The organism is Rhizobiaceae bacterium (genome assembly GCA_023953845.1).
Classification (GTDB): Bacteria; Pseudomonadota; Alphaproteobacteria; order Rhizobiales; family Rhizobiaceae; genus Arvimicrobium.
Window position 1 is genome coordinate 403,432 of sequence record JAMLJC010000001.1, and the last position, 24,336, is coordinate 427,767.

The 24,336-nt window shown below is 65.2% G+C and carries 28 protein-coding genes; 12 read left to right on the forward strand and 16 right to left on the reverse strand.

Features of this window, described 5'->3' with window-relative positions; genetic code table 11:
• Position 1: 1 nt before the first annotated feature.
• Together M9955_02005 and gloB are read right to left on the reverse strand one after the other, a co-directional pair.
• On the reverse strand, positions 2 to 427 hold the full coding sequence (locus M9955_02005) for a cupin domain-containing protein (GenBank protein ID MCO5080413.1): 426 nt from the start codon (positions 425 to 427) through the stop codon (positions 2 to 4).
• Between the two features lie 23 nt (positions 428 to 450).
• Positions 451 to 1,218 (reverse strand): hydroxyacylglutathione hydrolase, encoded by a 768-nt coding sequence (gloB, locus tag M9955_02010; protein ID MCO5080414.1) that lies wholly within the window; start codon positions 1,216 to 1,218, stop codon positions 451 to 453.
• A gap of 105 nt (positions 1,219 to 1,323) precedes the next feature.
• On the opposite strand from gloB, the gene M9955_02015 reads away from it, so the two are divergent.
• The gene (locus tag M9955_02015; protein MCO5080415.1) at positions 1,324 to 2,103 is read left to right on the forward strand and encodes a class I SAM-dependent methyltransferase; all 780 of its coding nucleotides are present in this window, start codon (positions 1,324 to 1,326) and stop codon (positions 2,101 to 2,103) included.
• On the opposite strand, the gene M9955_02020 is transcribed toward M9955_02015, so the two are convergent.
• Positions 2,085 to 3,335 (reverse strand): TCR/Tet family MFS transporter, encoded by a 1,251-nt coding sequence (locus M9955_02020; GenBank protein MCO5080416.1) that lies wholly within the window; start codon positions 3,333 to 3,335, stop codon positions 2,085 to 2,087. The two genes, M9955_02015 and M9955_02020, sit on opposite strands and share 19 nt — an antisense overlap.
• A gap of 319 nt (positions 3,336 to 3,654) precedes the next feature.
• Here M9955_02020 and aroE point away from each other — a divergent pair, with 319 nt between their 5' ends.
• A complete protein-coding gene (aroE, locus tag M9955_02025) occupies positions 3,655 to 4,500 on the forward strand; it encodes a shikimate dehydrogenase (protein MCO5080417.1) in 846 nt (281 codons plus the stop codon).
• Between the two features lie 3 nt (positions 4,501 to 4,503).
• On the opposite strand, the gene M9955_02030 is transcribed toward aroE, so the two are convergent.
• Complete coding sequence (locus tag M9955_02030; protein ID MCO5080418.1) at positions 4,504 to 6,273, reverse strand: SLC13 family permease; 1,770 nt, start codon at positions 6,271 to 6,273, stop codon at positions 4,504 to 4,506.
• A gap of 201 nt (positions 6,274 to 6,474) precedes the next feature.
• On the opposite strand from M9955_02030, the gene M9955_02035 reads away from it, so the two are divergent.
• The 3 genes from M9955_02035 (at position 6,475) to M9955_02045 (ending at position 9,533) form a co-directional block, all read left to right on the forward strand.
• Positions 6,475 to 7,356 (forward strand): lipid kinase, encoded by an 882-nt coding sequence (locus tag M9955_02035; protein ID MCO5080419.1) that lies wholly within the window; start codon positions 6,475 to 6,477, stop codon positions 7,354 to 7,356.
• Between the two features lie 108 nt (positions 7,357 to 7,464).
• Positions 7,465 to 8,577, forward strand: coding sequence for a histidinol-phosphate transaminase (hisC, locus tag M9955_02040; GenBank protein MCO5080420.1), 1,113 nt, complete (start codon positions 7,465 to 7,467; stop codon positions 8,575 to 8,577).
• 2 nt (positions 8,578 to 8,579) lie between these two features.
• The gene (locus M9955_02045; protein ID MCO5080421.1) at positions 8,580 to 9,533 is read left to right on the forward strand and encodes a prephenate/arogenate dehydrogenase family protein; all 954 of its coding nucleotides are present in this window, start codon (positions 8,580 to 8,582) and stop codon (positions 9,531 to 9,533) included.
• 37 nt (positions 9,534 to 9,570) lie between these two features.
• On the opposite strand, the gene M9955_02050 is transcribed toward M9955_02045, so the two are convergent.
• Positions 9,571 to 10,554: a DUF2125 domain-containing protein gene (locus M9955_02050; protein MCO5080422.1), complete on the reverse strand. Its 984-nt coding sequence runs from the start codon at positions 10,552 to 10,554 to the stop codon at positions 9,571 to 9,573.
• A gap of 61 nt (positions 10,555 to 10,615) precedes the next feature.
• On the opposite strand from M9955_02050, the gene M9955_02055 reads away from it, so the two are divergent.
• Complete coding sequence (locus M9955_02055; GenBank protein ID MCO5080423.1) at positions 10,616 to 11,176, forward strand: gamma-glutamylcyclotransferase; 561 nt, start codon at positions 10,616 to 10,618, stop codon at positions 11,174 to 11,176.
• On the opposite strand, the gene M9955_02060 is transcribed toward M9955_02055, so the two are convergent.
• Genes M9955_02060 through M9955_02070 form a run of 3 tightly spaced genes read right to left on the reverse strand, consistent with a single transcriptional unit; the run spans position 11,131 to position 13,519 of the window.
• The gene (locus tag M9955_02060) at positions 11,131 to 11,811 is read right to left on the reverse strand and encodes a lysoplasmalogenase (GenBank protein ID MCO5080424.1); all 681 of its coding nucleotides are present in this window, start codon (positions 11,809 to 11,811) and stop codon (positions 11,131 to 11,133) included. The genes M9955_02055 and M9955_02060 overlap by 46 nt on opposite strands.
• A complete protein-coding gene (locus M9955_02065; GenBank protein ID MCO5080425.1) occupies positions 11,808 to 12,695 on the reverse strand; it encodes an EamA family transporter in 888 nt (295 codons plus the stop codon). The genes M9955_02060 and M9955_02065 overlap by 4 nt, the downstream gene beginning before the upstream one ends.
• 26 nt (positions 12,696 to 12,721) lie before the next feature.
• Entirely contained in the window at positions 12,722 to 13,519 is a 798-nt protein-coding gene (locus M9955_02070; protein MCO5080426.1) for a DUF3108 domain-containing protein, read from the reverse strand.
• 263 nt (positions 13,520 to 13,782) lie between these two features.
• On the opposite strand from M9955_02070, the gene rpmB reads away from it, so the two are divergent.
• From rpmB to M9955_02085, 3 genes are all read left to right on the forward strand, one after another.
• Positions 13,783 to 14,079 (forward strand): 50S ribosomal protein L28, encoded by a 297-nt coding sequence (rpmB, locus tag M9955_02075; GenBank protein ID MCO5080427.1) that lies wholly within the window; start codon positions 13,783 to 13,785, stop codon positions 14,077 to 14,079.
• A 91-nt stretch (positions 14,080 to 14,170) separates the two neighbouring features.
• The gene (locus M9955_02080; GenBank protein MCO5080428.1) at positions 14,171 to 14,854 is read left to right on the forward strand and encodes a queuosine precursor transporter; all 684 of its coding nucleotides are present in this window, start codon (positions 14,171 to 14,173) and stop codon (positions 14,852 to 14,854) included.
• Positions 14,851 to 15,528, forward strand: coding sequence for an MnmC family methyltransferase (locus M9955_02085; GenBank protein MCO5080429.1), 678 nt, complete (start codon positions 14,851 to 14,853; stop codon positions 15,526 to 15,528). Before M9955_02080 ends, M9955_02085 begins: the two co-directional genes overlap by 4 nt.
• Before the next feature lie 6 nt (positions 15,529 to 15,534).
• On the opposite strand, the gene M9955_02090 is transcribed toward M9955_02085, so the two are convergent.
• The 5 genes from M9955_02090 to M9955_02110 form a co-directional block, all read right to left on the reverse strand.
• Positions 15,535 to 15,912, reverse strand: coding sequence for a VOC family protein (locus M9955_02090; GenBank protein ID MCO5080430.1), 378 nt, complete (start codon positions 15,910 to 15,912; stop codon positions 15,535 to 15,537).
• A gap of 73 nt (positions 15,913 to 15,985) precedes the next feature.
• Entirely contained in the window at positions 15,986 to 17,026 is a 1,041-nt protein-coding gene (locus M9955_02095; protein ID MCO5080431.1) for an esterase-like activity of phytase family protein, read from the reverse strand.
• Complete coding sequence (cobT, locus tag M9955_02100) at positions 17,023 to 18,915, reverse strand: cobaltochelatase subunit CobT (protein ID MCO5080432.1); 1,893 nt, start codon at positions 18,913 to 18,915, stop codon at positions 17,023 to 17,025. Before cobT ends, M9955_02095 begins: the two co-directional genes overlap by 4 nt.
• Positions 18,916 to 18,933: 18 nt before the next feature.
• The gene (gene cobS / locus M9955_02105) at positions 18,934 to 19,920 is read right to left on the reverse strand and encodes a cobaltochelatase subunit CobS (protein MCO5080433.1); all 987 of its coding nucleotides are present in this window, start codon (positions 19,918 to 19,920) and stop codon (positions 18,934 to 18,936) included.
• A gap of 83 nt (positions 19,921 to 20,003) precedes the next feature.
• Complete coding sequence (locus tag M9955_02110) at positions 20,004 to 20,618, reverse strand: J domain-containing protein (protein MCO5080434.1); 615 nt, start codon at positions 20,616 to 20,618, stop codon at positions 20,004 to 20,006.
• Between the two features lie 146 nt (positions 20,619 to 20,764).
• Here M9955_02110 and M9955_02115 point away from each other — a divergent pair, with 146 nt between their 5' ends.
• The 3 genes from M9955_02115 to M9955_02125 all read left to right on the forward strand — a co-directional run bounded on the left by M9955_02115 (position 20,765) and on the right by M9955_02125 (position 21,785).
• Entirely contained in the window at positions 20,765 to 21,067 is a 303-nt protein-coding gene (locus M9955_02115) for a BolA family transcriptional regulator (protein ID MCO5080435.1), read from the forward strand.
• 68 nt (positions 21,068 to 21,135) lie between these two features.
• On the forward strand, positions 21,136 to 21,462 hold the full coding sequence (locus M9955_02120; protein ID MCO5080436.1) for a hypothetical protein: 327 nt from the start codon (positions 21,136 to 21,138) through the stop codon (positions 21,460 to 21,462).
• A gap of 62 nt (positions 21,463 to 21,524) precedes the next feature.
• Positions 21,525 to 21,785, forward strand: coding sequence for a glycine zipper domain-containing protein (locus M9955_02125; GenBank protein MCO5080437.1), 261 nt, complete (start codon positions 21,525 to 21,527; stop codon positions 21,783 to 21,785).
• A 90-nt stretch (positions 21,786 to 21,875) separates the two neighbouring features.
• On the opposite strand, the gene M9955_02130 is transcribed toward M9955_02125, so the two are convergent.
• The 3 genes from M9955_02130 to phoU form a co-directional block, all read right to left on the reverse strand.
• Positions 21,876 to 22,781, reverse strand: coding sequence for a hypothetical protein (locus M9955_02130; GenBank protein MCO5080438.1), 906 nt, complete (start codon positions 22,779 to 22,781; stop codon positions 21,876 to 21,878).
• 121 nt (positions 22,782 to 22,902) lie between these two features.
• On the reverse strand, positions 22,903 to 23,592 hold the full coding sequence (phoB, locus tag M9955_02135) for a phosphate regulon transcriptional regulator PhoB (GenBank protein MCO5080439.1): 690 nt from the start codon (positions 23,590 to 23,592) through the stop codon (positions 22,903 to 22,905).
• Positions 23,593 to 23,624: 32 nt separating this feature from the next.
• Complete coding sequence (gene phoU, locus M9955_02140) at positions 23,625 to 24,332, reverse strand: phosphate signaling complex protein PhoU (protein MCO5080440.1); 708 nt, start codon at positions 24,330 to 24,332, stop codon at positions 23,625 to 23,627.
• Positions 24,333 to 24,336: the final 4 nt, after the last annotated feature.

Genomic DNA, 24,336 nt, shown 5'->3' on the forward strand with positions numbered 1-24,336 from the left:
CTTATGCGCCGGGCGACCAGTCCGGCGGGGCCAGTTCAAACGACGAGAAGCTGAAGCCCGGCGAGACGGTGCAGCCGACCAGCGTCCAGTCTCCAAGGCTTCGTGCCGCCTGCCACCAGCCCGCCGGAACGACGAATTGCGGCCGCTCCCCGGCCGTCAGGTCGATACCAAGGATATGCCGGACGAGCGGTCCGGCGTCATGTTTCGCCACCTGCAATTCGAGCGGCGCGCCGGCATAATGGTGCCAGACCTCGGCGGCATCTGCGACGCGGTGCCAGTGAGACCGGTCGCCCGCCTCGAGAAGGAAATAGATCGCGGTCGAATGGCCGCGCTCGCCCCCAGCCTCGTCCCGGAAGGTCTCGGCATACCAGCCGCCTTCCGGATGACGCTTCATGCCGAGCAATGCGATGATCTCGCTGGCGTTCATGCTGCCGCCGCTTGCCGACGAGATCAGAAATTGTCCTTGCGCTTGCGGATCTCGGCGAAGACCTCGGCGTCCGTCGCCTTCTCCATGCCGAGATGCTTGCGGATCGACGGATCGTCCCAGCGCAGGAACGGATTGGTCTCCAGTTCCTCGCCGATCGTGGTCGGCAGCGTCGCCTTGTCCTCGGCGCGCAGCGTCTCGATCCGTACCGCCCGCGCCTTCAGTTTATCGTTCTCGGGATCGACCGTGAGCGCGAACTTCGCGTTGGACAGCGTATATTCATGGCCGCAATAGACCACCGTTTCAGGCGGCAGCGCGGCGAGCTTCTTCAGCGACTGGTACATGACCGGAGGCGGCGCCTCGAACAGCCGTCCGCAGCCGAGCGCGAACAGCGTGTCGGCGGTGAAGGCGATTTTCGACTTCGGCAGATGATAGGAGACATGGCCCGCCGTATGGCCCGGCGTCTCGATGACCCGGATCTCCTCGCCGCCGAACTTGATGACATCCCCCTCCCTCACCTCTTCGTCGATGCCCGGAATCTTGTCCGCCTCGGCTTTCGGCCCGATGATCTTCAGATTGAACTTCTGCTTTAGCGCGAGGTTCGCCTCGACATGATCGGCGTGGTGATGCGTGGTCAGGATGAGGGTGGGCTTCCAGCCCGTGCGCTCGATCGCGGCGAGAATGGTCGCCTCCTCCGGCGCATCGATCAGCGCCGTCTCGCCGGTTGCCGAATCGTGCATGAGCACGCCGAAATTGTCGGCGCGGCATGTGAACTGGTCGATCTGGATCGTCATGAAGTGTCTCCGGATTGCGGCCGGAACATAGGGTCCGGAGACCTGCCTGTCACCCTCCCTCACCCATTCTTGCAGTCGCGAACGGTCGCAGATAGCTTTCCGCCAATGAATTCCGACATCATCGTCCTGCGCTCTTTCTATGGTTCGGTGCTCGGCCGGCTGGCCGAGCGCTCGATCACCATGGCTCTGGCCTCGATCTGGGCCAAGCTGCCCAAGGAACGGCTGGTCGGCCTCGGCTACACGGTGCCGTGGCTCGACCGTTTCGGAACCGATGCCGAATGCGCATGCGCCTTCATGCCGGCCACGCAGGGCGCCGTGGTGTGGCCGGCGGGCGGTCCTTCGGCGACCGCGCTCGTCTTCGACGAGGAACTGCCGCTGGTCGATGCGTCGATCGACCGGATGCTGGTCGTCCATGCGCTGGAACACGCGGAAAATCCGCGCGAGACGCTGAAGGAGATCTGGCGCGTGCTCTCCCCAGCCGGCCGCGTCGTCATCGTCGTGCCGAACCGCCGCGGCGTCTGGGCGCGATTCGAGCACACGCCGTTCGGCACCGGCCGGCCATTTTCGCGCGGGCAGTTGACCGAACTCCTGCACGAGGCGAATTTCACGCCCTCGGCCTGGGCGGAGGCGCTGCTCTTCCCGCCTTCGAAGCGCCGCTTCATGATGCGGCTGCACGGCATGTTCGAACGCATGGGACGGCGATTCTGGCCGATCTTCTCCGGCGTCATCGTGGTCGAGGCGCAGAAGCGCATCTATCAGGGGCTCCCGGCGACGCAAAGAGCCTCCCGGCGCGTCTTCGTGCCGGTGCTGACACCCCAGAACGCAAGAACGGCCCCGGTGACGGCCGCACGCAAGGCCGCCCCGCGTCAGACGGCAGGCTGCTGAACGGCCTCCGCAGACCCGGCGCGCCGGGCAACCCACCAGCCAAGGATCGCCGCGGAAAGCAGGACGCCCGATGCGATCAGCAGCGACAGCCCCGACAGCCAGACCGGGGCGCCGTCGTAGATCGAGTGCGAATAGACCCAGCCGAAGAACAGCGGCGATAGCACGCCTGCAATGCTGGCGAGGCTCATATTCGCGCCCTGCAATTGCCCCTGCTCCGATTCCGAGACGTGACGCGTCATCAGGGACTGCAGCGTCGGCATGGCGAGGCCCCAGAGCGCGTTTGGCAGCATGGCGAGGGTGAAGGTGATCCAGTCCGGCGCAAAACCCATGCAGGCGATGCCGACCGAGCCGCCGAACAGCCCGAACACCATGACGGCGCGGTCGCCGAAGCGCTTGACCAGCGGCCCGACGACGACGCCCTGCGCGATCATGTCGAGAACGCCCACCAGCGCCAGCACCGCACCGACCTGCCACGGCCCCCAGCCGTAGCGATAGCCGGCATAGAGCACGAACACGGCCGAAAAGACGTGATGCGCGAAATAGAGCAGGAAGTTGACGCCTGCGAGCCCGAAAAGCTCGGGATGCGAGCGCAGCAGCACCATGGCGCCGAAGGGATTGGCCCGCTTCCACGAGAAGTTCATGCGCTTTTCCGCTGCAAGCGATTCCGGCAGCACCAGAAGCCCATAGAGGAAAGCGAGGCCGCTCATGGCTGCTGCCGTCCAGAATGGCGCGCGCGGCGAAATCTCCCCGAGGAAGCCGCCGATCACCGGCCCGAGCACGAAGCCGCCGCTGAAGGCCGCGCCGATCAGGCCGTAGGCGCGGGCGCGCCCTTCCGGCGGCGTAATGTCGGCCATGTAGGCGAAGGCTGTCGTGAAGCTCGACGAGGTGATGCCCGCGACGATGCGTCCCGCCGCCAGCCACCAGAGGTTCGGCGCCAGCGCCATCAGCACATAGTCGGCCGCGAGCCCGAGCGTCGACAGGAGGATCACCGGCCGGCGGCCGTAGCGATCCGACAGCGATCCCATGATCGGCGAGCAGACGAACTGCATCAGCGCCCAGAGCGCCACGAACAGCCCGTTGTACCAGCCCGCCTCGGCGTTGGAGCCGGTGAAATCCTCGATGAGGATCGGCCAGACGGGAATGATGATGCCCATCGAGATGATGTCGAGGGCGGCCGTGATCAAAATGAAAGCGATCGCCGCCTTGCGTTTCGAACCTGCCAGGACTGACATGACCGGTACCTCGAACGATTGGAGGCGGGCTTATACGTGCGTCGGCGGGGCAAGGCCACCCCGACGCCTGCGGGATAATGCAGCCTCCTGACAAACGCTGAACTGCCCGCCGGGGCGCGAAAAACTCGGCGGCAGGTTCGCGAGGCAGAAGCATGATCCCGAAAAGGCGGGTGACGACAGAGATCATGGCTCCAACAAAAACGTGGAGCCGGACGACGTTCCAACGAAACGGAAGCGGGCTCTGGCGTCGCCCGCTCGTTGCGCTACCATCGTCCGAACCGGAGCGCGATGCCGTCCGGCATGAGAACAGGGAGGGAAGATGAATTTCCTGAGCACGATCACCGGATCGTTCGCCATGCCGGCGGCGGAGAATCCCACCGTCGCCATGATGGACGCCGCCTACGGCCACCATGGCATCGACGCGCGTTACATCAACTGCGAGGTGCCTCCGGAAAAGCTGGCGGATGCCGTGCGCGGCGCCCGCGCCATGGGCTGGAAAGGCTTCAACTGCTCGCTGCCCCACAAGGTGACGGTCATTCAACACCTCGACGGCCTGGGCGAATCGGCCGCGATCATGGAAGCGGTGAACTGCGCCGTCATGCGCGACGGCAGGCTGATCGGCGAGAACACTGACGGCAAGGGTTTTCTGAAATCGCTGCGGGAAGTGGTCGACCCTGCCGGGAAATCGGTCGTCGTGTTCGGCGCGGGCGGCGCCTCGCGCGCCATCTGCGTGGAACTCGCGCTCGCGGGCGCGGCGGCAATCACAGTCGTCAACCGCGGCCGCGAGCGGGGCGAGGAATTGGCGCGGATGCTCGGCGAAAGGACGAACACCAAGGCCGATTTCCGGCCTTGGACGGAGAATTTCGCCATGCCGGCCGGCACCGACATCGTCGTCAACGCCACCTCGATCGGACTTTTCCCGGATGTCGACGCGACGCTCGATATCGACATGGCAACGCTGACACCGGGCATGGTCGTCGCCGACATCATACCGAATCCGCCGCGCACGCGGCTGGTCCGCGATGCGGAAGCGCGCGGCTGCACGGTGCTCGACGGCCTTGGCATGCTCGTCAACCAGGGCATCATCAACATAAAATACTGGACCGGCGTCGATGCCGACGCGAGCGTCATGCGCCGTCGGATCGAGGAGATTTTCGGCGTCTGAGAGCTACTGAAGGGGCCAGACGACGAGCAGCGCCGGCACGGCGACGATGATGACGAGGATCGACAGCGGCAGGCCGAGCCTCGGATAGTCCGAGAAGCGGTAGCCTCCGGGTCCCATCACCAGCGTGTTGCACTGATGCCCGATCGGCGTCAGGAAGTCGCACCCCGCCCCGATGGCCACGGCCATGAGGAAAGCTTCCGGGCGGTAGCCGAGGCCGCTGGCGAAACCCGCCGCGATGGGCGCCATGACGAGAACGGTCGCGGCGTTGTTGAGAAACGGCGTCACCGCCATGGCGCAGATGAGGATCAGTGCCAACGAGCCGTAGCCCGGCAATGCCCCGCCTATGTCGGCCAGTGAAGCGGCAATGAGATCCGTGGCGCCGGTCGCCCGCAGCGAATCGCTCACGGGGATGAGCGCCGCCAGCATCACGAGGATAGGGCCATCGACGGCCGTGTAGACGGCGCGGATCGGCACGACGTTGAACGCGACCATGGCGACGGCGGCGGCGAAGAAGGCGACGGAGACGGGCAGCACGCCGACGGCGGTCGCGCCCATCGCCGCGGCAAGGATCACCAGCGGCACGATGCCGCGCCGCACGCTGCCGAGCAGAAGCGAGCGTTCCGCCAGAGGCAGGCAGCCGAACTCTCGCAGGATTTCGGGAATGGCGGCACGCGACCCCTGCAGCACGATCACGTCGCCCAGCCGCAGCGTCACCTCGCCAAGCCGCTCGTTCAGCCTTTCATTGCGCCGGCTCACCGCGAGCAGATTGACGTTGAAGCGCTCGTACAGCGCCAGGCGCTTCGCCGACCACCCGATCAACGGCGAGTTCTCGGCGATCACCGCCTCGATCGCCTCGGTCTCGACTCCGAGACCCTTGGCGAAGTCGCGGTCGCCGGTGAGATCGAGCTTGCCGTGGGAAACCACCCGGTTGAGCGCTTCCGGATCGCCCTCCAGAAGCAACACATCGCCCTCGCGGAACACCGAATCGGGCAGCGGCGCGATGCGCAACCCGCTCCGCATGATCGAGGTGACTGCCACCTCGCCTTCCGCGATCTTCAGCAAGTCGCTGACGGATTTGCCCCGCAACGCGGACTTTGCCGAGATTTTGGCTTCGGCGAGGTAGTTCTTGATGTCGATCGCCTCGTGCATGGCCGCGCTTTCGCGGGAGCGCATAGGCACCAGCCAGTAGAACAGGATCAGGAAAGCGATGCCGGCGACGCACAGCACGGCCGCGACCGGCGTGAAGTCGAACATGGTGAACGGCGTTCCCGTCATCTCGCCGCGCACGCGCGACACCACGATGTTCGGCGATGTGCCGATCTGGGTAAGCAGCCCGCCGAGCAGGGAGCCGAACGCCATCGGCATCAGGAACACCGAGGGAGAGGCGTTCGACCGCTTGGCGAACTGGAAAGCGATGGGGATCATGATTGCCAGCGCGCCGATATTCTTCACGAAGGCTGAAAGCACGGTGACGACGATGACGAGAAGCGCCAGTTGCGCCCGCACCGAAGAGACGTCCGGCGCGTAGCGCTGCACAGCATATTCCATGACGCCGGACCGGGCGACGCCATGACTGACGACCAGCGCGCTGCCGACGATGATCACGATGTCGTCGCTGAAGCCGCTGAACGCGGCTTCGAAAGGCACGACACCGACGGCAAGGGCGACGAGCAGCGCCGCCGTCGCTACCAGGTCGTAGCGGAATCGCCCCCAGACGAAGGCGGCCATCATCAGCGCGATCACCGAGAAGGACAGCAACTGGCTGCTTGTCACGGAATTCCCCCGAATCGAACACATCAGCAACGCGCGACATGGCCGAGTGTTGCGGGGCCTGCGCTTCATTATAAATGCAGGTCGTCGAATAGCGCGGCGCGCCGGATTGCCGCAATGCCTGACATCCTGTTTGTCCGCACCTAGATAGGTCTGCGACGAATTCGCCCGTCCTGCCCTTCACCCCCTCTTGCACTCCGCCCCATGACAAAGAACGCCGGCAAACGCGCCCTGATGATCGTGAATCCCCGCGCCCGTCGAGGGGCGGCCTCGATCGCACCGGTGCGCGATTTTCTTGCGGCCTCGGGTTTCAGGCTGATCGATGAGCAGCCCACCGGAGGCGACAGCATCTCGGATCTTATCTCGCGTCACGCCGACCGCTGCGATCTCGTCATCGTCGGCGGCGGCGACGGCACGCTGAACGCCGCCGCTTCCGCTCTCGTCTATACCGGCCTGCCGCTCGGTGTTCTGCCGCTCGGCACGGCCAACGATTTCGCCCGGACGATGAACATCCCGCTCGACCCGCTAAAGGCCGCCGAACTCATCGTGCAGGGAAGGACGAAGCATGTCGATCTCGGCGAGGTGAACGGCCATCTGTTCTTCAACGTCGCCTCTATCGGCTTCAGCGCCGAACTCGCGGCGGAACTGACCGAGCATGCCAAGAAGCGCTGGGGCGTGCTCGGCTACGGCATAGTCGCAGCGCGCATCCTGTTGCGTTCGCGGCTCTTCACCGCCTATCTCGACCATGACGGCGCCACGGAAAAGATCAGGACCATGCAGGTCTCCGTCGGCAACGGAAGGCACTATGGCGGCGGCATGACGGTCGAGGAGAAGGCGTCGGCGGACGATGGCTGGCTCGATCTCTACAGCCTTGAGGTCGACCATTGGTGGCGGCTGCTGCGTCTGCTGCCCAGCCTGCGCCGTGGCACGCAGGGACAGTGGGACGACGTACGCGCCTTCAAGACGACGGAGATCACAATCCGCACCAAGGCGCCGCGCCCGGTCAACACCGACGGCGAACTGAGCACCTGGACGCCGGCGCATTTCCGCATCCGGCCGAAATCGGTAATCGTCTACGCGCCCTAGGCGCGGCCCGGCACGTCCGGCCACCCGCCGCGCCAGCAAACCCTCGACATTCGCCGCCGCCGCCTGTATGCCGCTGGCGCCCTTCCCAAGGGCGGAACGGACGATAGAATGACCGAAACCAGCCAGAAGAACCGTCCAGAACCGAAGCCCGGAGTGCTGGACATCGCAGCCTATGTGCCCGGCAAGAGCAGCGCTCCGGCCGGCGTCGTCAAGGTGCACAAGCTTTCATCCAACGAAACGCCGCTCGGCCCTTCGCCGAGCGTGGCCGAGGCCGTGAAGAAGGCGGCAGGCTCGCTGGAGCTGTATCCGGACGGATCGTCGACGCGCCTGCGCGAGACGATCGGCGAGGCTTACGGGCTCAACCCGGCGAACATCCTCTGCTCCAACGGATCGGACGAGAGCCTCGCCCTGATCGCGCAGACCTATCTCGGGCCGGGCGACGAGGCGATCCTCACCGAGCACGGCTTCCTTGTCTACAAGATCGCCACGCAGGCCGCGAGCGCGACGCCCGTCACCGTGAAGGAGAAGGACGCCCGCGCCGATGTCGACGCCATCCTGGCCGCCGTGACGCCGCGCACGAAGATCGTGTTCCTCGCCAATCCCAACAACCCGACCGGCACCTATCTGCCTTTCGAGGAGGTGCGCCGGCTGCACGCCGGCCTGCCGAAGGACGTGCTTCTGGTGATCGACGCGGCCTATGCCGAATATGTCCGTCGCAACGACTACGAAGCCGGCATCGAGCTGGTGTCGAATTCGCAGAATGTCGTCATGACGCGGACCTTCTCCAAGATCTACGGTCTGGCAGGCCTGCGGATCGGCTGGCTCTATGCCCCCGCCCATATCATCGACGCGCTGAACCGCGTGCGCGGACCGTTCAACGTCAATGCCGTCGCCATCGAAGCCGGCATAGCGGCGATGCGCGACCGCGCGCATCTCGCCGCCGCGGTGGAGCACAACGACCGCTGGCTGCCATGGACGACGGCGGAACTGGAGAAGCTCGGCCTGAAGGTGACGCCAAGCGTCGGCAACTTTATCCTCATCCACTTTCCCGACGATAAGAAGCTTTCGGCAGCCGCAGCGGACGACCATCTGACGGCGCGCGGCTTCATCCTGCGCCGCGTATCGGCCTACGGTTTCCCGAACGCGCTGCGCGCGACGATCGGTTCCGAAGAGGCCAATCGCGGTCTCGTCGCGGCGATCGCCGAATTCCTGAAGAGTTGACCATGGCCGAGCCCCTTTTCGACCGCATCGCCCTGATCGGAATCGGCCTGATCGGCTCGTCGCTGGCCCGCGTCATTCGCCGCGAAAACCTTGCCCGCCATGTCGTCATCGCCACACGAAGCAAGAAGACGCTCGACCGGGCCGCCGAACTGAAGCTGGGCGACAGCTACACCACCGATCTCGCAGAATCCGTGCGCGACGCCGATCTCGTCATCGTCTCGGTGCCGGTCGGCTCGTCCGCGGAGGTGGCGGAACTCATCGCCCCCGCCCTCAAGGCGGGAGCCATCGTCACCGATGTCGGCTCGACCAAGGCGTCCGTCATCGTACAGATGAAGCCGCATATGCCGGAGGGCGTGCATTTCATCCCCGGCCACCCGCTGGCGGGCACCGAGAAATCCGGCCCGGACGCTGGCTTCGCCGACCTGTTCGAGAACCGATGGTGCATCTTCACGCCGCTGCCCGACACCGACCCCGCGGTGTTGGAGAAGCTCTCGGAATTCTGGCGGCGCTGCGGCTCCAACATCGACACGATGGACCCCGAGCATCACGACAAGGTGCTGGCCATCGTCTCCCACCTACCGCACATCATCGCCTACAACATCGTCGGCACGGCGGACGATCTCCAGACGGTGACCAAATCCGAGGTCATCAAATATTCGGCCTCGGGTTTCCGCGACTTCACCCGCCTCGCCGCTTCCGATCCGACCATGTGGCGGGACGTCTGCCTGCACAACAAGGACGCCATCCTCGAAATGCTGGCGCGCTTCTCCGAGGACCTTGCCTTTCTCCAGCGCGCGATACGCTGGGGCGACGGCGAAAAGCTGTTCGACCTTTTCACCCGCACGCGCGCCATCCGCCGCTCGATCATCGAGGCCGGGCAGGAGATCGATGCACCGGACTTCGGCCGTCAGGCCGTGGAGCATCCGGGACAGGCAGACTTGAAGAGTGAACGGTGAGCAGTTCACCGTTTACTGTTCCACCGATCCCTTCGCTTCATTTCACCGGCGGGATGTCGCCCAGCCCGATGAATCCCAGCGACGCCTTGCCCTTTACGATCTTGAGCGGCAGCGACGTGTTCTGACCGAGCATGCCGATGCCGATCATCGCCTTCTCGATCCGGTCCCTGGCCTCGGGAAACGCCGTGGCGGCCGCCTCTGCGAGACCTTTCGCATTGCGCACGGTCAGCGTCAGATCCGCATCGATCAGCCCGGCCTCGTCGACGGAAACGGGTCCGGCTATGCCGACGCCGGTACTGGCGTCGGTGGAGATCGTCAGGGTGCGGAATATCGCCGACTGGCCGCGCAGGCTTTTGGGGCGCAATTGCAACAGCGCGACGCCGTTCGTCACGGTCGCGTCCACCTCCGCCGAGAGCGGCGGCACGACGCGCCCCTGAAGCACCGAAGCATCGGCGACAAGGTTGCCGACGCTGCCGGCGACGTCGAGATCGGCGCCGTTCGGACGCATATGGCCCTGCACCGACGCCGCCTTGGCGAGCGGCTGACCCGACGCGGGACCGGCGGCGACGTCTGTTCCCTCGACCGAGATGCGCTCCGGCAGCGGGGCGGCAAGCCGCACGCTGGCGCGCAGCCCTTCCCAGTTGAAGCGCAGAGGCGGTGAGCCGGCGGCGTCGATCACCGCCGGGCCGTCCAGTTCCGCAACGATGTGGAACGGATTGTAGACCTGCGCGGCGGAGCGGAAAGCCCCTGCCGACACGCTGGCGCCCTTGCGGCTGTCGAAGCTTACGGCATCGCAGAACAGCCCGATGCGGAAGGGAAAGCCCCGCGCCGTGGGGTTGGCGCAATCGGCCGAAACGCCTTTCGCGTTGGCGTCGGCCAGCGCCGTCTTCACCTGGTCCTGCAGAAGCTTGCCGACATAGAACCATCCGGCGCTGTAGCCGCCGAACAGCACGGCGACAAAGACCGCGATCCACATCATGCGGCGGGAATAGGATGGCTTGCGGGTCTCGCTTGACGTCATGAGGCGGCTTTCGATAGGGCTCGGGCTACGCTCCGGCAGAGCGGCATACAGGCTTGGCGATATGGGCGATTTTTGGGTGTTTGGCTATGGCTCGCTGATGTGGCGGCCGGGTTTCGCGCATGTCGAGGTCGAGCGCGCGCGGCTGCACGGCTTCCGACGCTCGCTCTGCGTGCGCTCCTTCGTGCACAGGGGGACGCGGGAGAGGCCGGGCCTCGTCCTCGGCCTCGACCGGGGCGGCTCCTGCATCGGCCTCGCCTTCCGCGTGCCGAACGAACTGCGCGGCGAGGTGCTCGCCTATCTTCGCGAGCGCGAACTCGTCACAAACGTCTATCTGGAACGCAGTCTCCCGGTGCGACTTGATAGCGGCGGCGCGGTGATGGCCGCCTGCTACGTTGTCGACCGCCGCCACGAGCAGTATGCTGGCAATCTGGACTCTGCCCACGCCGCCGAGGTCGTGGCGGGGTCCATCGGCCAGTCGGGACCGAACGAGGAGTATGTGTTCAACACGCTCGACCATCTGAAGGCGCTGAACATCCGCGATTACTGGCTGGAAGATGTCGGCCGCCGGCTGGGATTTCAGCCGGACAAAGGAAGCAGTCCGGCAAGCACGATCATCAGCTGAGCCGTGTAGTAAGTGATCCAGACGGCATACCGAAGCGCGCGGCGCCTCTCGCCATTGCCGGCAATCAGGAACTTTTCCGTTCCGAGCAGCGCATCCGAAGCCATGAACAGCGCCGCACCGAGCGCGACCCAGGGCCCGGGCACGCTGAGCGCCGACAGACCCATGGCAAGAATGGCGGCCGCATAGGCGGTAACCGCGTTTCGCATCGGGCCATCGACGGCGTTACGCAGCCGAAACAGGAGAAACGCGGTGGCGGCAATCATCAGCGCACCCGCCAGAGGTCGCCAGAATTCCTGCGCGACGATACCGAAGCCCTGTCCGGAGATCGCGAACAGCACGACATAGACGAGATGCGCGACAAGGAAGCAGGCCAGGCCGGCCAGGAACGCCTGCTCTCCTTCGCGCGAAAGAAACGCGTCCCCGATCGCCGAGAGCGCGAGCGCGGCTGCGAGCAGCGGCGACCCGCCTTCGAGCGCGGCGAGCACCGCCAGCAGTGCGACAGCCATCGTCTTGGCGGCGGTGCGGCGAAGGTTTGCCTCCCGCTCGACCATGCCGAGATAGAGCAGTGCCGCGGCGGCCGACAGGATCAGCGTGCCGTTGGCCGTCGATTCGATCCCGCCCGGGAAAGGCATCATGCGCGGGAAGCCTCGGCGCTGACGCGCGGCTTGAACAGCAGGGACTTCGCGGCAAGCACCGCGCCGGCCGTGATGAGCACGCAGGCTGCCAGCACATGCGGCGTCGGTTCCGAAAAGCCTGCCGCGATCAACACCAGCGTGGAAAGCAGCGGCGCGGCATAGCTCGCCGCGCCCAGCACCTGGATATTGCCGCGCTTGACGCCATGATCCCAGGCATAGAAGGCCGCACCCACAGGCATCAGCCCGAGCCCGATGACCGCCAGCCATTCGCCCGGGCCGGACGGCAGCACGGTCTCCTCCAGCAGGAAATGGCAGGCGAGCGACAGCGCCGACGTCGCCGCGCAGAACCACGTCACCACGCTGGTCGGCACCGCCGGGAAACGCCGCGACAGGAGCGAATAGGCGGCCCAGATGAAGGCGCAGGCGCCCGCCATGGCATAGCCGAAGACATAGCGGCTGTCGAAGGCCAGCTTTCCGCCGTTCGTCACGATGAGGAAGGTGCCCGCGAGCCCGAGCAGCGCGCCGGCCACATGGTGCCATTGCAGCCTTTCGCCCGGCATCAGCGCCGAGCCGAGCACGATGAGCAGCGGCCAGAGATAGGCGATCAGGCTGGCCTCGACCGCCGGTGCGCTGCGCAGCGCGGTGAAGTAGAAAAAGTGGTAGCCGAACAGCCCGGCTATGCCGATGACCCACACCTGCGGCGGAATTTTAACCGGCTCCGGCGCGGGCATGAAAAGACGTGCAGCGAAGCCGACAAGCGTTCCGATGGCGAAGGTGATGGCCGAAAGCAGGAATGGCGGCACGCTGCCCGACGCGTCGGTAAGCAACGCCAGCAGCGCCCACATGGCAACCGCCGAGAAGCCGATCAGTGTCGCCCGCCCCATGAGATTCCTCCGGGGCAGTCACCCCTCTACTCGACCATTTCGACCTTGCGCGCCTGCAGGGTCAGCGTGCCCATCTCCGTGCCAACGCTGGCATGGACGGGCGCATATACCCCGGTTGTGCCGAGCGGCGCAAACGTGATCGAGATGCGGCTCTTGTCACGCATGAACTTCACCGACTTCTTGTTCGCCCGATAGCCGGAAACCGGGCTGAAGCGGGCCGTGCAGGTCACCGCAGGTCCCTGATAGCCGTCCAGCTTGATGTCGGCCGTCTGCTTGTGGCTGAGCTTGAGATCGACCCGCATCTCGCCGTCATACATCCTCAAGGGCTTCGAGCAGACGTCGGCGATATCCTTGGCCTTGACGAGAAACGCCGAGAGCGGATCTAGAACCGAGCGCAACTGATCGTCCGCCACCGGAATCCAGTCCTTCGCCCGCGGCTTCGGCGGAGGCACCATCTCGGTCGACACCACATCGCCCTTGGCGAAGCTGATGGTCAGGCTCTTGCTCTTCTTCTCATGCTTGTAGCTGGTGAAGGCTCGCAACGGCACCGCGCCCCCGGCCGACATCTGGCCGTTGACCGAGAGCGTCGCCCTCGTATCGTCGAAGATCTTGCCGAGCCCGGCGGTCGAAACCGAGCCCTCGATCGCGTAGGACGTGCCGTTGAGGGTCGAAACCATGGTGGATCGCGCGACCGGCAGGCCGAGATAGGTCACCGAATAGTCGCCGCGGAACGAAGTCGATTCCGTTCGCGCGGTGGACGCGGAAGGCGCGGCGCCGGCAAGGGCCACGGCCGTTCCGAGCAGGGCGCGGGAAAGCACGTTCATGGTCGCTGTCGTTCGATCGGAAGCTGCATCATCAATCGTTGCGGCGGGAATCGGGCAATTCTGTGGGAACGTCCGGCGAGGGGTGTTGCGTCATGGCTGGCGGCATCGCGGCGGGCGGTCTGCGGAACCTGATGCTTCGACTTGACGCTTCGGCGAAATGCCACTATGGAACGCCGACTTTTCCCAAAGGCCGCTCGAAGAAACCGCGCGCCGCATCAGGTGCGACCGAGGATTTTGGGCAGAACGAGAACGAAGGTAACAAAATGTCCCGCTCCTGCGATCTGACCGGCAAGGCCGTCATGTCCGGCAACAATGTAAGCCACGCCAACAACAAGACCAAGCGTCGCTTCCTGCCGAATCTCGTCAATGTGACGCTGCAGTCGGAAGCCCTGAACCAGAACGTGCGCCTGCGCATCTCCGCCAACGCGCTCCGTTCGGTCGAGCACCGCGGCGGCCTCGACGCTTTCCTGGCCAAGGCCGACGCGGCCGAGCTTTCGCCCCGCGCCCGCCTGCTGAAGAAGCAGATCGCCAAGAAGGCCAGCGAGCAGGCTTCCGCCTGATCTGATATCGAGGCGGGGGACATCCGCCTGACCGGAGCCGGCGATCGGGGGATTGGCCGGCACCACTGGTTCCATCACCCAGGATAAAAAAATGAATTCCTCTTCGATCTATCTGCCCTTCGTGGCCGCTATGGCGCTCGTCGTGGTGGCGTCGAACACCCTCGTCCAGTTCCCGGTGCAGGGAACGCTGAGCGGCCTGTCGCTGGCCGACGTGCTGACCTGGGGCGCGTTCACCTACCCCTTCGCCTTCCTCGTCACCGATCTCGCCAACCGTCGCCATGGGCCGCGGATCGCGCGGCGCATCGTCTTCGTCGGCTTCATGACGGCGGTCGTGTGCTCCATCGTGGTGCCGCCGCTGCTGTTCCGTTTCGGCCTGATCGAGTTCGAGACCGCCGCCGGTCGTCTCGTACGCATCGCCATCGCCTCGGGCACGGCCTTCCTCACGGCGCAACTGCTCGACGTCACGGTGTTCAACTGGCTGCGCCGGCAAAGCTGGTGGCGCGCGCCGATCTTCGGCACGCTGGCGGGCTCGGTCGTCGATACGCTGATCTTCTTCTCGGTCGCCTTTTCCGCCGCCTTCGCCTTTGTCGGCCCGGAAGACGGCTTTGCGCTGGAAGCAGCTCCCCTGCTCGGCCTGTTTGCCGCCGAGGCGCCGCGCTGGCTCTCCTGGGCGCTGGGCGACCTGACGGTGAAGCTGCTGATCGCCGTCTTCGCGCTCATCCCCTACCGGCTGATCGCGGCGCGCTGGAGCCAGCCCGTGGTCAAAGCCGCTTGATCCCCTGGGTTCAGCTCGACAGCGCCGAGATGCCGGACGGCGGCGGCGCAATCCGCCTGAAGCGGCGCGGCGCCGAATTCTCCATCATGCTCGGCGCCACCGAGCTCATGAACAGCCGCCTCAGCGGTTCGGAAGAAGCGCTGGCGCGCCTGCCCTGCGAGCGGATCGGAGCCCGGTCCTCGGCGCATGTCATGATCGGCGGCCTCGGCATGGGCTTTACGCTTCGCGCCGCCCTTGCGGCACTCCCGGCGACAGCCCGCGTCACCGTCGCGGAACTCGTTCCCGCGGTCGTCCGCTGGGCGCGCGGCCCGATGGCGGAACTGTTCGGCGATTGCCTCGACGACCCGCGCGTGACGATATGGGAGGGCGATGTCGGAACCCTCGTCAGGTCGAGCCCGGCCGCCTACGACGCCGTGCTGCTCGATGTCGACAACGGCCCGGAAGGATTGACCAGACGCGCGAACGATGCGCTCTACGATGTTTCAGGCCTCGCCAGAGCGCGCGGATCGCTGAGGCGCGGCGGCGTGCTGGCGGTCTGGTCGTCGGCGCCTGACGCCGCCTTCACGAAGCGGCTGAAGCAGGCGGGTTTCGCCGTCGAGGAAGTGAAGGTGCGGGCCAACAACAAACGCGGCGCGCGCCACACAATCTGGCTGGCGACAAAGCAGGCCGCCTGAGCGAGCCTACATGCTGTTCAGGTGCAGGATATTGCCGTCCGGGTCCTTGAACCAGACCATCTTCATGCCGCCGCCGACATAGACATCGCCGTCCAGTTCCAGACCCATTTCCGGATAGCGCTCGAAGCGGACACCCTTGGCGCGCAAGTCGTCCACGATCGCCTCCATATCCTCGCCGACGCTCCAAACGACCGCATTGGCGCGGTTTGTCCCCGCTTCATCCGAGCGGTAGACCACCAGCCAGGTATCGCCGGTGCGGAAACCGAGCACGCCCTCCATGCCGTCGTCGCCGAGTTCAAGTCCCAGAACGTCCTGATAGAATGAACGGGCGCGGTCGATATCCTTGACGGCAACGATGGCCGATGATGACTTGTCCTTGAGCATCGTCGTTCCTCGCAACGCATCAGAATGGGGAGGAAACGTATCCCAACCCCGATAGTTGCGAGCGCGGACCTGCTTAATCGGGGTGCAGCACGAATTCGAGATAGAGATTGCGCTGGAGGATCGAGTGGTTGTCGTCGGACATCAGCGACACGATCACCGCGCCGTCCTCACGCGTCCAGACGTCCATGGCTTCCATATTGTCGATCTGGTAGCTCATGTCGGCCTCGAAAAGCACGGGGCCGTCGGCCACGGAACCCTTGGCGACCGATTCGCCATAGATGCGTCTCAGCCGCATCTTGACGCCGGCGCTCATCGAAAAGCTGCGTTCGAGCAGCAGCAGGTCGCCATCCGGCAGGAACGCGCCGTCAGTGATGTCGAACTCGCCGCTGCGCTTGACGGTGAACACACCCTTCTTCGGCCCCTCGATGATGGCTGCGAAGATGTTGCCCGCCTTGTCGAGGCTCTTTTCGGAGACCACGACCAGCCCGCCTTCGTGCTGTCCGTAGGGATGCGCGCGGGTCACGGTCTCAAAACCGCGATTCTGGCGCAACTCGTTCTTCGGCACGAGAAAATTCACGGTCTTGAACGGACCCTTCATGCCGGCGGGATCGATCCGGAACTGGGCGATGCGATGGTTGCGCTCGAAACCGACTGTCGCGATGTCACCCTCGACATCCAGCCCCTCGGCATCCACCTCCCATTTGCGCGAGATCGGCTTGCCGGTCCCGTCCACCATCTGGGTCATCGAGAAATTGCTGACGCCGCTCGGCCGGCCGGCGGAGTCGCGCTCGATCCTGCCCAAGAACCAGAAGCCCGTGTCGGCGACGCCGATGAAATCGCTGCCCGGCTTCATGAAGCGAAAGGCCGAACTGGCGCCGAAATGCCGGGAGCTTCCGGTCATCTCCAGCCCGCCGACGAATTCCAGCGGCCCGAATTGCCTGTCGTCGCGCCCGATGCGAAAGCCCATGATCGGCCGCGACTTTATCTCGACGGCGAAAGGCGCTGCCGATTCGTCCGCCACCGGCGACTGAACGGGGAGCGCGAGAAGCGAAAACACCGCCAGAAAGCCCGCCGCCGAAGCCGCGGGCAGCCAACGGCGCAGGCGCGCCATCATCCGGCGCGTCTCAGCCCGCCGCGACGATCGCGCGACGGCGTTTCCTCGAAGAGAGCGGCAAGCTGTTCGGTCATCGCACCGGCGAGTTCCTCCGCGTCGACGATGGTGACGGCGCGCTGGTAGTAACGCGTGACGTCGTGGCCGATGCCGATGGCCAGGAGTTCGACCGGCGAACGCGTTTCGATGAGATCGATGACGCCGCGCAGATGCCGCTCCAGATAGTTGCCCGGATTGACCGACAGCGTCGAATCGTCGACCGGCGCGCCATCCGAGATCATCATCAATATCTTCCGCTGCTCCGGCCGCCCGAGGAGACGGTTGTGCGCCCACAGAAGCGCCTCGCCGTCGATATTCTCCTTGAGCAGTCCTTCGCGCATCATCAGGCCGAGATTGCGGCGGGCGCGCCTCCACGGCGCATCGGCGCTCTTGTAGATGATATGGCGCAGATCGTTGAGTCGGCCGGGCGCCGGCGGCTTGCCGTCCTTCAGCCATTTCTCGCGCGCCTGCCCGCCCTTCCAGGCGCGGGTGGTGAAGCCGAGGATCTCCACTGAGACGCCGCAACGCTCCAGCGTGCGCGCCAGAATGTCGGCGCAGGTCGCAGCGACCGTGATCGGACGGCCGCGCATGGAGCCGGAATTGTCGAGGAGCAGCGTCACCACCGTGTCGCGGAATTTTGTATCCTTCTCCTGCTTGAAGGAAAGCGGCTGCATCGGATCGATGACGACACGCGCCAGCCGCGCCGGGTCCAGATGGCCTTCCTCAAGATCGAAATCCCAGGAACGGTTCTGCTGCGCCATCAGGCGGCGCTGCAATCGGTTCGCCAGCCGACCGACGACGCCCTGCAGATTGGCGAGTTGCTTGTCGAGAAAGGCGCGCAGCCGGTCGAGCTCTTCCTCGTCGCAGAGTTCCTCCGCCCCGACCGTCTCGTCGAAGGCGGTGGTGAAGACCTTGTAGTCGAAATCCCTGGGCAGGCCGGTCAGCGGATTGTCCGGGCGCTTGGCTTCGCCGGGCGTCTCGGCATCCGCTTCTTCCTCGGAAACATCATCGGCGGTGGTGTCGGCGGCTTCCATCTCGCCGGCCTGTTCGTCGTCGGAGGAGGCGTCGGCATCGTCGGACTGCGACTGCTCGCCGCTCGAATCATCCTCGCCCCCTTCCTCATTGTTCTCCTCGCCCTGCGGCTGATCGTCCTCGCTGGAATCCGATTCGTCCTGCTGCTCGTCGTCGCCGAGTTCCTCGGCCATTTCGAGCGACACCAGCAAATCGCGCACGAGGCGCGCGAAGGCCTGCTGGTCGTCCAGACGGGACGAAAGATCGTCGAGATTGGCACCGGCCTTCTCCTCGATCCAGTCCCGCCACAGCCCGACCAGTTTCTCGCCGCTCCTCGGCACGGCGCGGCCGGTGAGCTTCTCGCGCACCATCAGCGCCAGCGCTTCCTCAAGCGGCGCGTCCGCCTGCTCGCGCACCTCGGAGAGGTTGGCGCGCAGATACTTGTCTTCCAGCATCGAGGTGATGTTGTCGCCGACGCCCTGCATGGCACGGCTGCCGATCGCCTCGACGCGCGCCTGCTCCACCGCGTCGAAGACGGCACGGGCGAGCTTGCCTTCCGGCGCGAGCTTCAGATGCACGCGGCTGTCATGGCAGGCGCGCTTCAGGGCCATGGAATCGCCGAGGCCACGCGTTATCGCTATGTCGCTCGCGGTGGGCTTCTTCGGCAGTTCCGGCAGACGCGCGCGATTGCCCGCCAGCGCCGGCTTGTCCTTGGCGAAGCCGACCTCCATCTCGTTGTCGCCCGCGAGCGCACGCATGCACACCGTCAGCGCGCGCTTGAAACTGTCCGTCTCCGCGCCCGCCTTGGGTTTGTTGCGTGTGTTGTCGCCCGGCCCGGCCATCAATGACGCTCGAAATCGCTACCCGAGCACGACGTTCGCCGCGCTTTCCGGCAGGTCCTGGCCGAAGGCGCGCTGATAGAATTCAGCCACGACCGGGCGCTCGAGCTCGTCGCACTTGTTGAGGAAGGTCAGCCGGAAGGCGAGGCCGATGTCGCCGAAGATCTCGGCGTTTTCGGCCCAGGTGATGACCGTGCGCGGGCTCATCACGGTCGACAGGTCGCCATTGATGAAGGCCGAGCGCGTCATGTCGGCGACGCGGACCATCTTGTTGACGATCTCCCGACCCTTGGCATCGCGATAGTGCTTGGCCTTGGCCAGCACGATGTTCACCTCGTTGTCATGCGGCAGGTAGTTCAGCGTCGTAACGATCGACCAGCGGTCCATCTGCGCCTGGTTGATCTGCTGCGTGCCGTGATAGAGGCCGGTCGTATCGCCGAGGCCGACCGTGTTGGCGGTGGCGAACAGGCGGAAAGCCGGGTGCGGACGGATGACGCGGCTCTGGTCGAGCAGCGTCAGGCGGCCTGACGATTCCAGCACGCGCTGGATGACGAACATCACGTCCGGGCGGCCGGCATCGTACTCGTCGAAGCAGAGCGCGATGTTGTGCTGGTAGGCCCAGGGCAGGATGCCGTCGCGGAATTCCGTCACCTGCTTGCCGTCCTGCAGCACGATGGCGTCCTTGCCGACGAGATCGATGCGGCTGACATGGCTGTCGAGATTGACACGCACGCAGGGCCAGTTGAGCCGCGCCGCGACCTGCTCGATATGCGTCGACTTGCCGGTGCCGTGGTAGCCCGACACCATGACGCGCCGGTTGTAGGCGAAACCTGCCAGGATCGCGATCGTCGTCTGGCGGTCGAACAGATAGTCCGGATCGACATCCGGCACATGCTCGGTGGCCGCCGAATAGGCCGGCACCACCATCTTGGAGTCGAAACCGAAGACATCCTTCACCGAGACGGTGGTATCCGGCAGATTGGCGATATCGCGATCGATCTTGTTCATTCCAGCCTCATGCCGGCTGCCCGGGAGGACGGAGCCGGCTCAAAAACATCGTTAGTCGGAGGCGGTCTTATCAGACGCGCGGCTCAACACAAACCAGCTTGTTTGAGCACGCGGTAGGCCTGAAGCACGTCGCGGAACCGGTCTTCCGAACCTCGGTCGCCACCATTCGCATCGGGATGATGACGCTTCACCAGTTCCTTATAGCGCGCCTTGATGTCCGCGCCAGTCGCCTTCGTATCAAGTCCAAGCGTTTCCAGCGCCTTGGCCTCAAGCGGCTTGGCCTTGCGCTCGCGCGGCGCCTCCCGCATGCGGTCGCCGAACATGTTGAACGGGTCGCGCACGCGCTTGTAGTAGCCGGCCCGGCCGGACCGCATCTGCGCGAAGTCGGAGGCCGCGCGGCTGCCGCTGTTGGCTCCCATCACCCAGGTCGGCCGGTGACCCGTCATCGCCTCCTTCTGGAAGCGCGCGATCTCGGTGTCGGCAAGGCCGGAGAAGTAGTTGAAACCCTTGTTGTATTCGCGCACGTGGTCGAAGCAGAAGCGGAAATACTCGCCCTCGCGCATGCGGCCGACCGGCGCGCGATGCGTGCCCGCCTCGACGCAGCCATCCCACTGGCAGCGCGGCGCGTGCGACTTCACCTCGGCCTGCGGGTCGGGGCGCACGCGAATCTTCTCGAAATATTTCGAATAGCTGCTCATGGACGGACGGGATTATGAGATGTTCGCCGTGCGATACAAGAATTGACATTCGGCGCGCGATGGACCTAACCGCTGAATCGCGTCGACGCAATCCGCACCAGCTGTCTTTGTGATGGATGCGGCATATTTGGGAAGTGAGGCTGCAAATGTCCATCCGGACGACGATCGAGGACAAGCTGACGCAGGCCTTCGCGCCGGAACGCCTCCTCGTAATCAACGAGAGCCACCTTCATGCCGGCCATCATCATGAGGAGAGCGGTCACCACGCCGTATTCGACGGCGAGGGAGAAACACATTTCCGTGTGCGAATCGTGTCGGCCGCCTTCGCCGGCATGAGCCGTGTGGCCCGCCATCGCGCCGTCCACGATCTGCTGGCGGCGGAACTGAAGGCCGGCGTCCACGCTCTCGCCATCGAACCGGCCGCGCCCGGCGAGGCGACGCGCTGGTAGCCAGCGCGCCCCGAAAATCCGGAACCGAAACTCCCGAAAATCCGTTCATGGTCCGAAAGGAGTGGGCCATGGAACACATTGCCGCACTGTTGCTGATCGTCGGGTGCTCGGGAGACCTCTCCGAATGCCGGGAACTGCCGGCTCCCGTTCCGGTCTTCGAAACGATGGAAGAATGCACGGCCGCGCTGCCGTTGCCTCTGAAGGGCGCACGCGGTAGTAAAGACGCGCATGTGCTTGCAGATTGCGTCTATGTCGATCCGGCGATGGAGGAAGAAGACGCCGTGCTCGAATGGGACGTCACCAAGGATGGCCGGCTGGTCGCCGAAATCACGGCCGATGGGCAGAAGACGCTTGTTGCTTCTTCCGAACGCCGCGAGGGCAACCCGCTTCGCTGATGCAGGAAGGGACACCTGCGGCGGAATAGTCCGCAGCGGCGAAACATGAGGAGAGAGCGACAATGAAGGCAGTTATTTTCGCCATGGCGGCGTCCCTGGCCCTCGCCGGCTGCACGACGGCCGAGCAGGACGTGGCGGTCGGCGCGGCCGTGGGCGCGACGGCCGGCGCCGTCATCAGCGGCGACGTCGAGGGAGCCCTTGTCGGCGGCGCGGCTGGCGCGCTGGCCGGCTACCTGATCACCAAGCAGCGCGACGGCCGCTGCCTCTATCGCGACCGCCGCACCGGCGAGCGCTATGTGACGCGCTGCCCCGACGGCTATTGAGCGCCGGGCGCGGGCGCGACATCGGACAAATTGCGACAACCCCCGCCCTTTTGGCGGGGTTTGCGTTTGTGCCGCCAAGGGCATCAGCCGTCACGAATAATAAAAGTCCTTTGCCGGGATCATCGGAGGCGCGGGCTCCCCGAGCGCCTCGAAGACGGAAATCTCGCAGACCCGGCAGAGCCCATCCAGCGCAAGGTCGTTGGGTTCGAGCCCGAACGGGTCCTCCAGTTCCTCCGACAGCGCGTCGAGCCCGAAAAACGTGTAGGCGATGAGCGCCGTGAACAGCGGCGTCGCCCAGCCGGTCGCCGAAACCAGACCGATGGGCAGAAGCAGGCAGACGATATAGGCCGTGCGCTGCAAGAGCAGCGTGTAGGCGAAGGGCAAAGGCGTGCCGGCGACCCGCTCGCAGCCCGCCTGGATCGCTGCCAGGGCGGCCAGCCGTTCGTCAAGGATTCTGTAGCCGATGCTGTCTATCCCGCCGCGGGCCAGCACGCCGGCGCTCTGCTGCCCCATCTCACGCAGAACGGCATCGGGCGGATTGGACGAGGCGCGGAAGCGCTCGACACCGTCGCGGACAAAAGCTTGCTCCTCCGTGCTCACATCCACGTTGCGCAGACGTCCCCGCAACAGATGGCAGAAAAGAAGCAGGTTCATCAGCAGCGGCCGCTTCTCAGGTGCGCCGGACAGCAGCGCCAGAGCGACACGCGACAGATTGCGCGTCTCGTAGACGAGCTGCCCCCAGAGCTTGCGCGCCTCCCACCACCGGTCGTAGGCGGCGTTGTTGCGAAAGCCGAGATAGATGGACAGCGTCACCGCCAGCAGCCCGAAAGGCGCAATGGTGAAATCCGACGTATCGAGTTCGAGGAATTCGACCAGCTGCACGATCGCTGCCGCATAGACCGCGAAGCCGATGATCTGCGGCAGGATACGCGGGACGACAGATCCATGGATGACGAAGAACAGTTTCAGGAAACCGGGGCGAGGTCGGACGATCAAGGGAAGCTCCGCGAAAATTGCAGGCCGCCCTCATAGCGCATGCCGGCGCGACGCACAGTCTCCCGTGCGTCAAAACCTGACGTCCGGCGCGGACAATGCCGCAACCAGATCGCGATAAGCCCTAGGCCTCGTTGATGGCGTAGCCGGCGCCGCGGATGGTGCGGATCACGTCGGGCATGCGGCCGTTGTTGACCGCCTTGCGCAGCCGGCCGACATGGACGTCCACCGTGCGCTCGTCGATATAGATCGTCTCGCCCCAGACATTGTCGAGAAGCTGCCCGCGGGAAAAAACCCGGCCCGGATGCTGCATCATGAATTCGAGCAGCCGGAATTCGGTCGGCCCGAGCTTGATCTCGGTCTTCTTGCGGTAGACGCGATGCGCCTCGCGGTCGAGCACGATCTCGCCGACCTTGAGCACGCTGGACAGCACTTCCGGCTTGGCCCGGCGCAGCAGCGCCCTCACCCGCGCCACGAATTCCGGCGTCGAGAACGGCTTGACGAGATAGTCGTCGGCGCCGGTGGAAAGGCCGCGCACGCGGTCGCTCTCCTCGCCGCGCGCGGTGAGCATGATGATCGGCAGCCGCTCCGTCTCGGCCCGCATCCTCAGCCGCCGGCAAAGCTCGATGCCGGATACCGCCGGCACCATCCAGTCGAGCACCAGAAGGTCCGGCACGTTCTCCTGAAGGCGCAGTTCGGCCTCGTCGCCGCGCGTCACGATCTCGACCTGATAGCCCTCGGCCTCGAGATTGTAGCGGAGCAACTCGCAGAGCGGCTCCTCGTCCTCGACCACCATGATCTTCGGTGCGATCATTGCAAAATCCCGGTTCGCTCCCGATCCTGTCGCTATTCGGCCAGAGCCGGCACGGATGTCTCGTCCTGCTTGGGCCGGTTTATCGGAAGCTGCGTTCCAGTCATCACATAATAGGCGTTCTCGGCGATGTTCGTCACGTGATCGCCGATCCGCTCCAGATTCTTCGCGCAGAACAGCAGATGCGTGCAGGTCGTGATGTTGCGCGGGTCTTCCATCATGTAGGTGAGAAGCTCCCGGAAAATAGACGTGTACTTGATGTCGATCTCCTCGTCGTCGGCGCGCAGCGTGACCAGCGCGTCGGCATCGCGCGCGACATAGTGGTCGACGACGCCCTTGACCTGCCCGAGCACCAGCCCCGCCATGAGGTCGATGCTGTTCGACAGCGTCTTCGGCGTCACCGTCTTGCCGACGGCGCCGACGCGCTTGGCGATGTTCTTGGCAAGGTCGCCGATCCGCTCCAGATCCGCGCCCATGCGGATCGCGCCGACCACGGCCCGCAGATCCTGCGCCATGGGCTGGCGCTTGGCGATCAGCGTGATCGCCCGGTCGTCCAGCTCGCGCTGACGGGCATCCATGATGACGTCATCCGAGATGACGTTCTGGGCGAGGCCGGCGTCCGACGTCAGCAGCGCGCGCGTGGCGTTCTGAACCATGCGCCGGGCATGATCGCCCATGTCGGTGATGAGCCGGTCGATATGGTCCAGTTCCTCGTCGAAGGAGGTGACGGTGTGTTCGCCCATGATG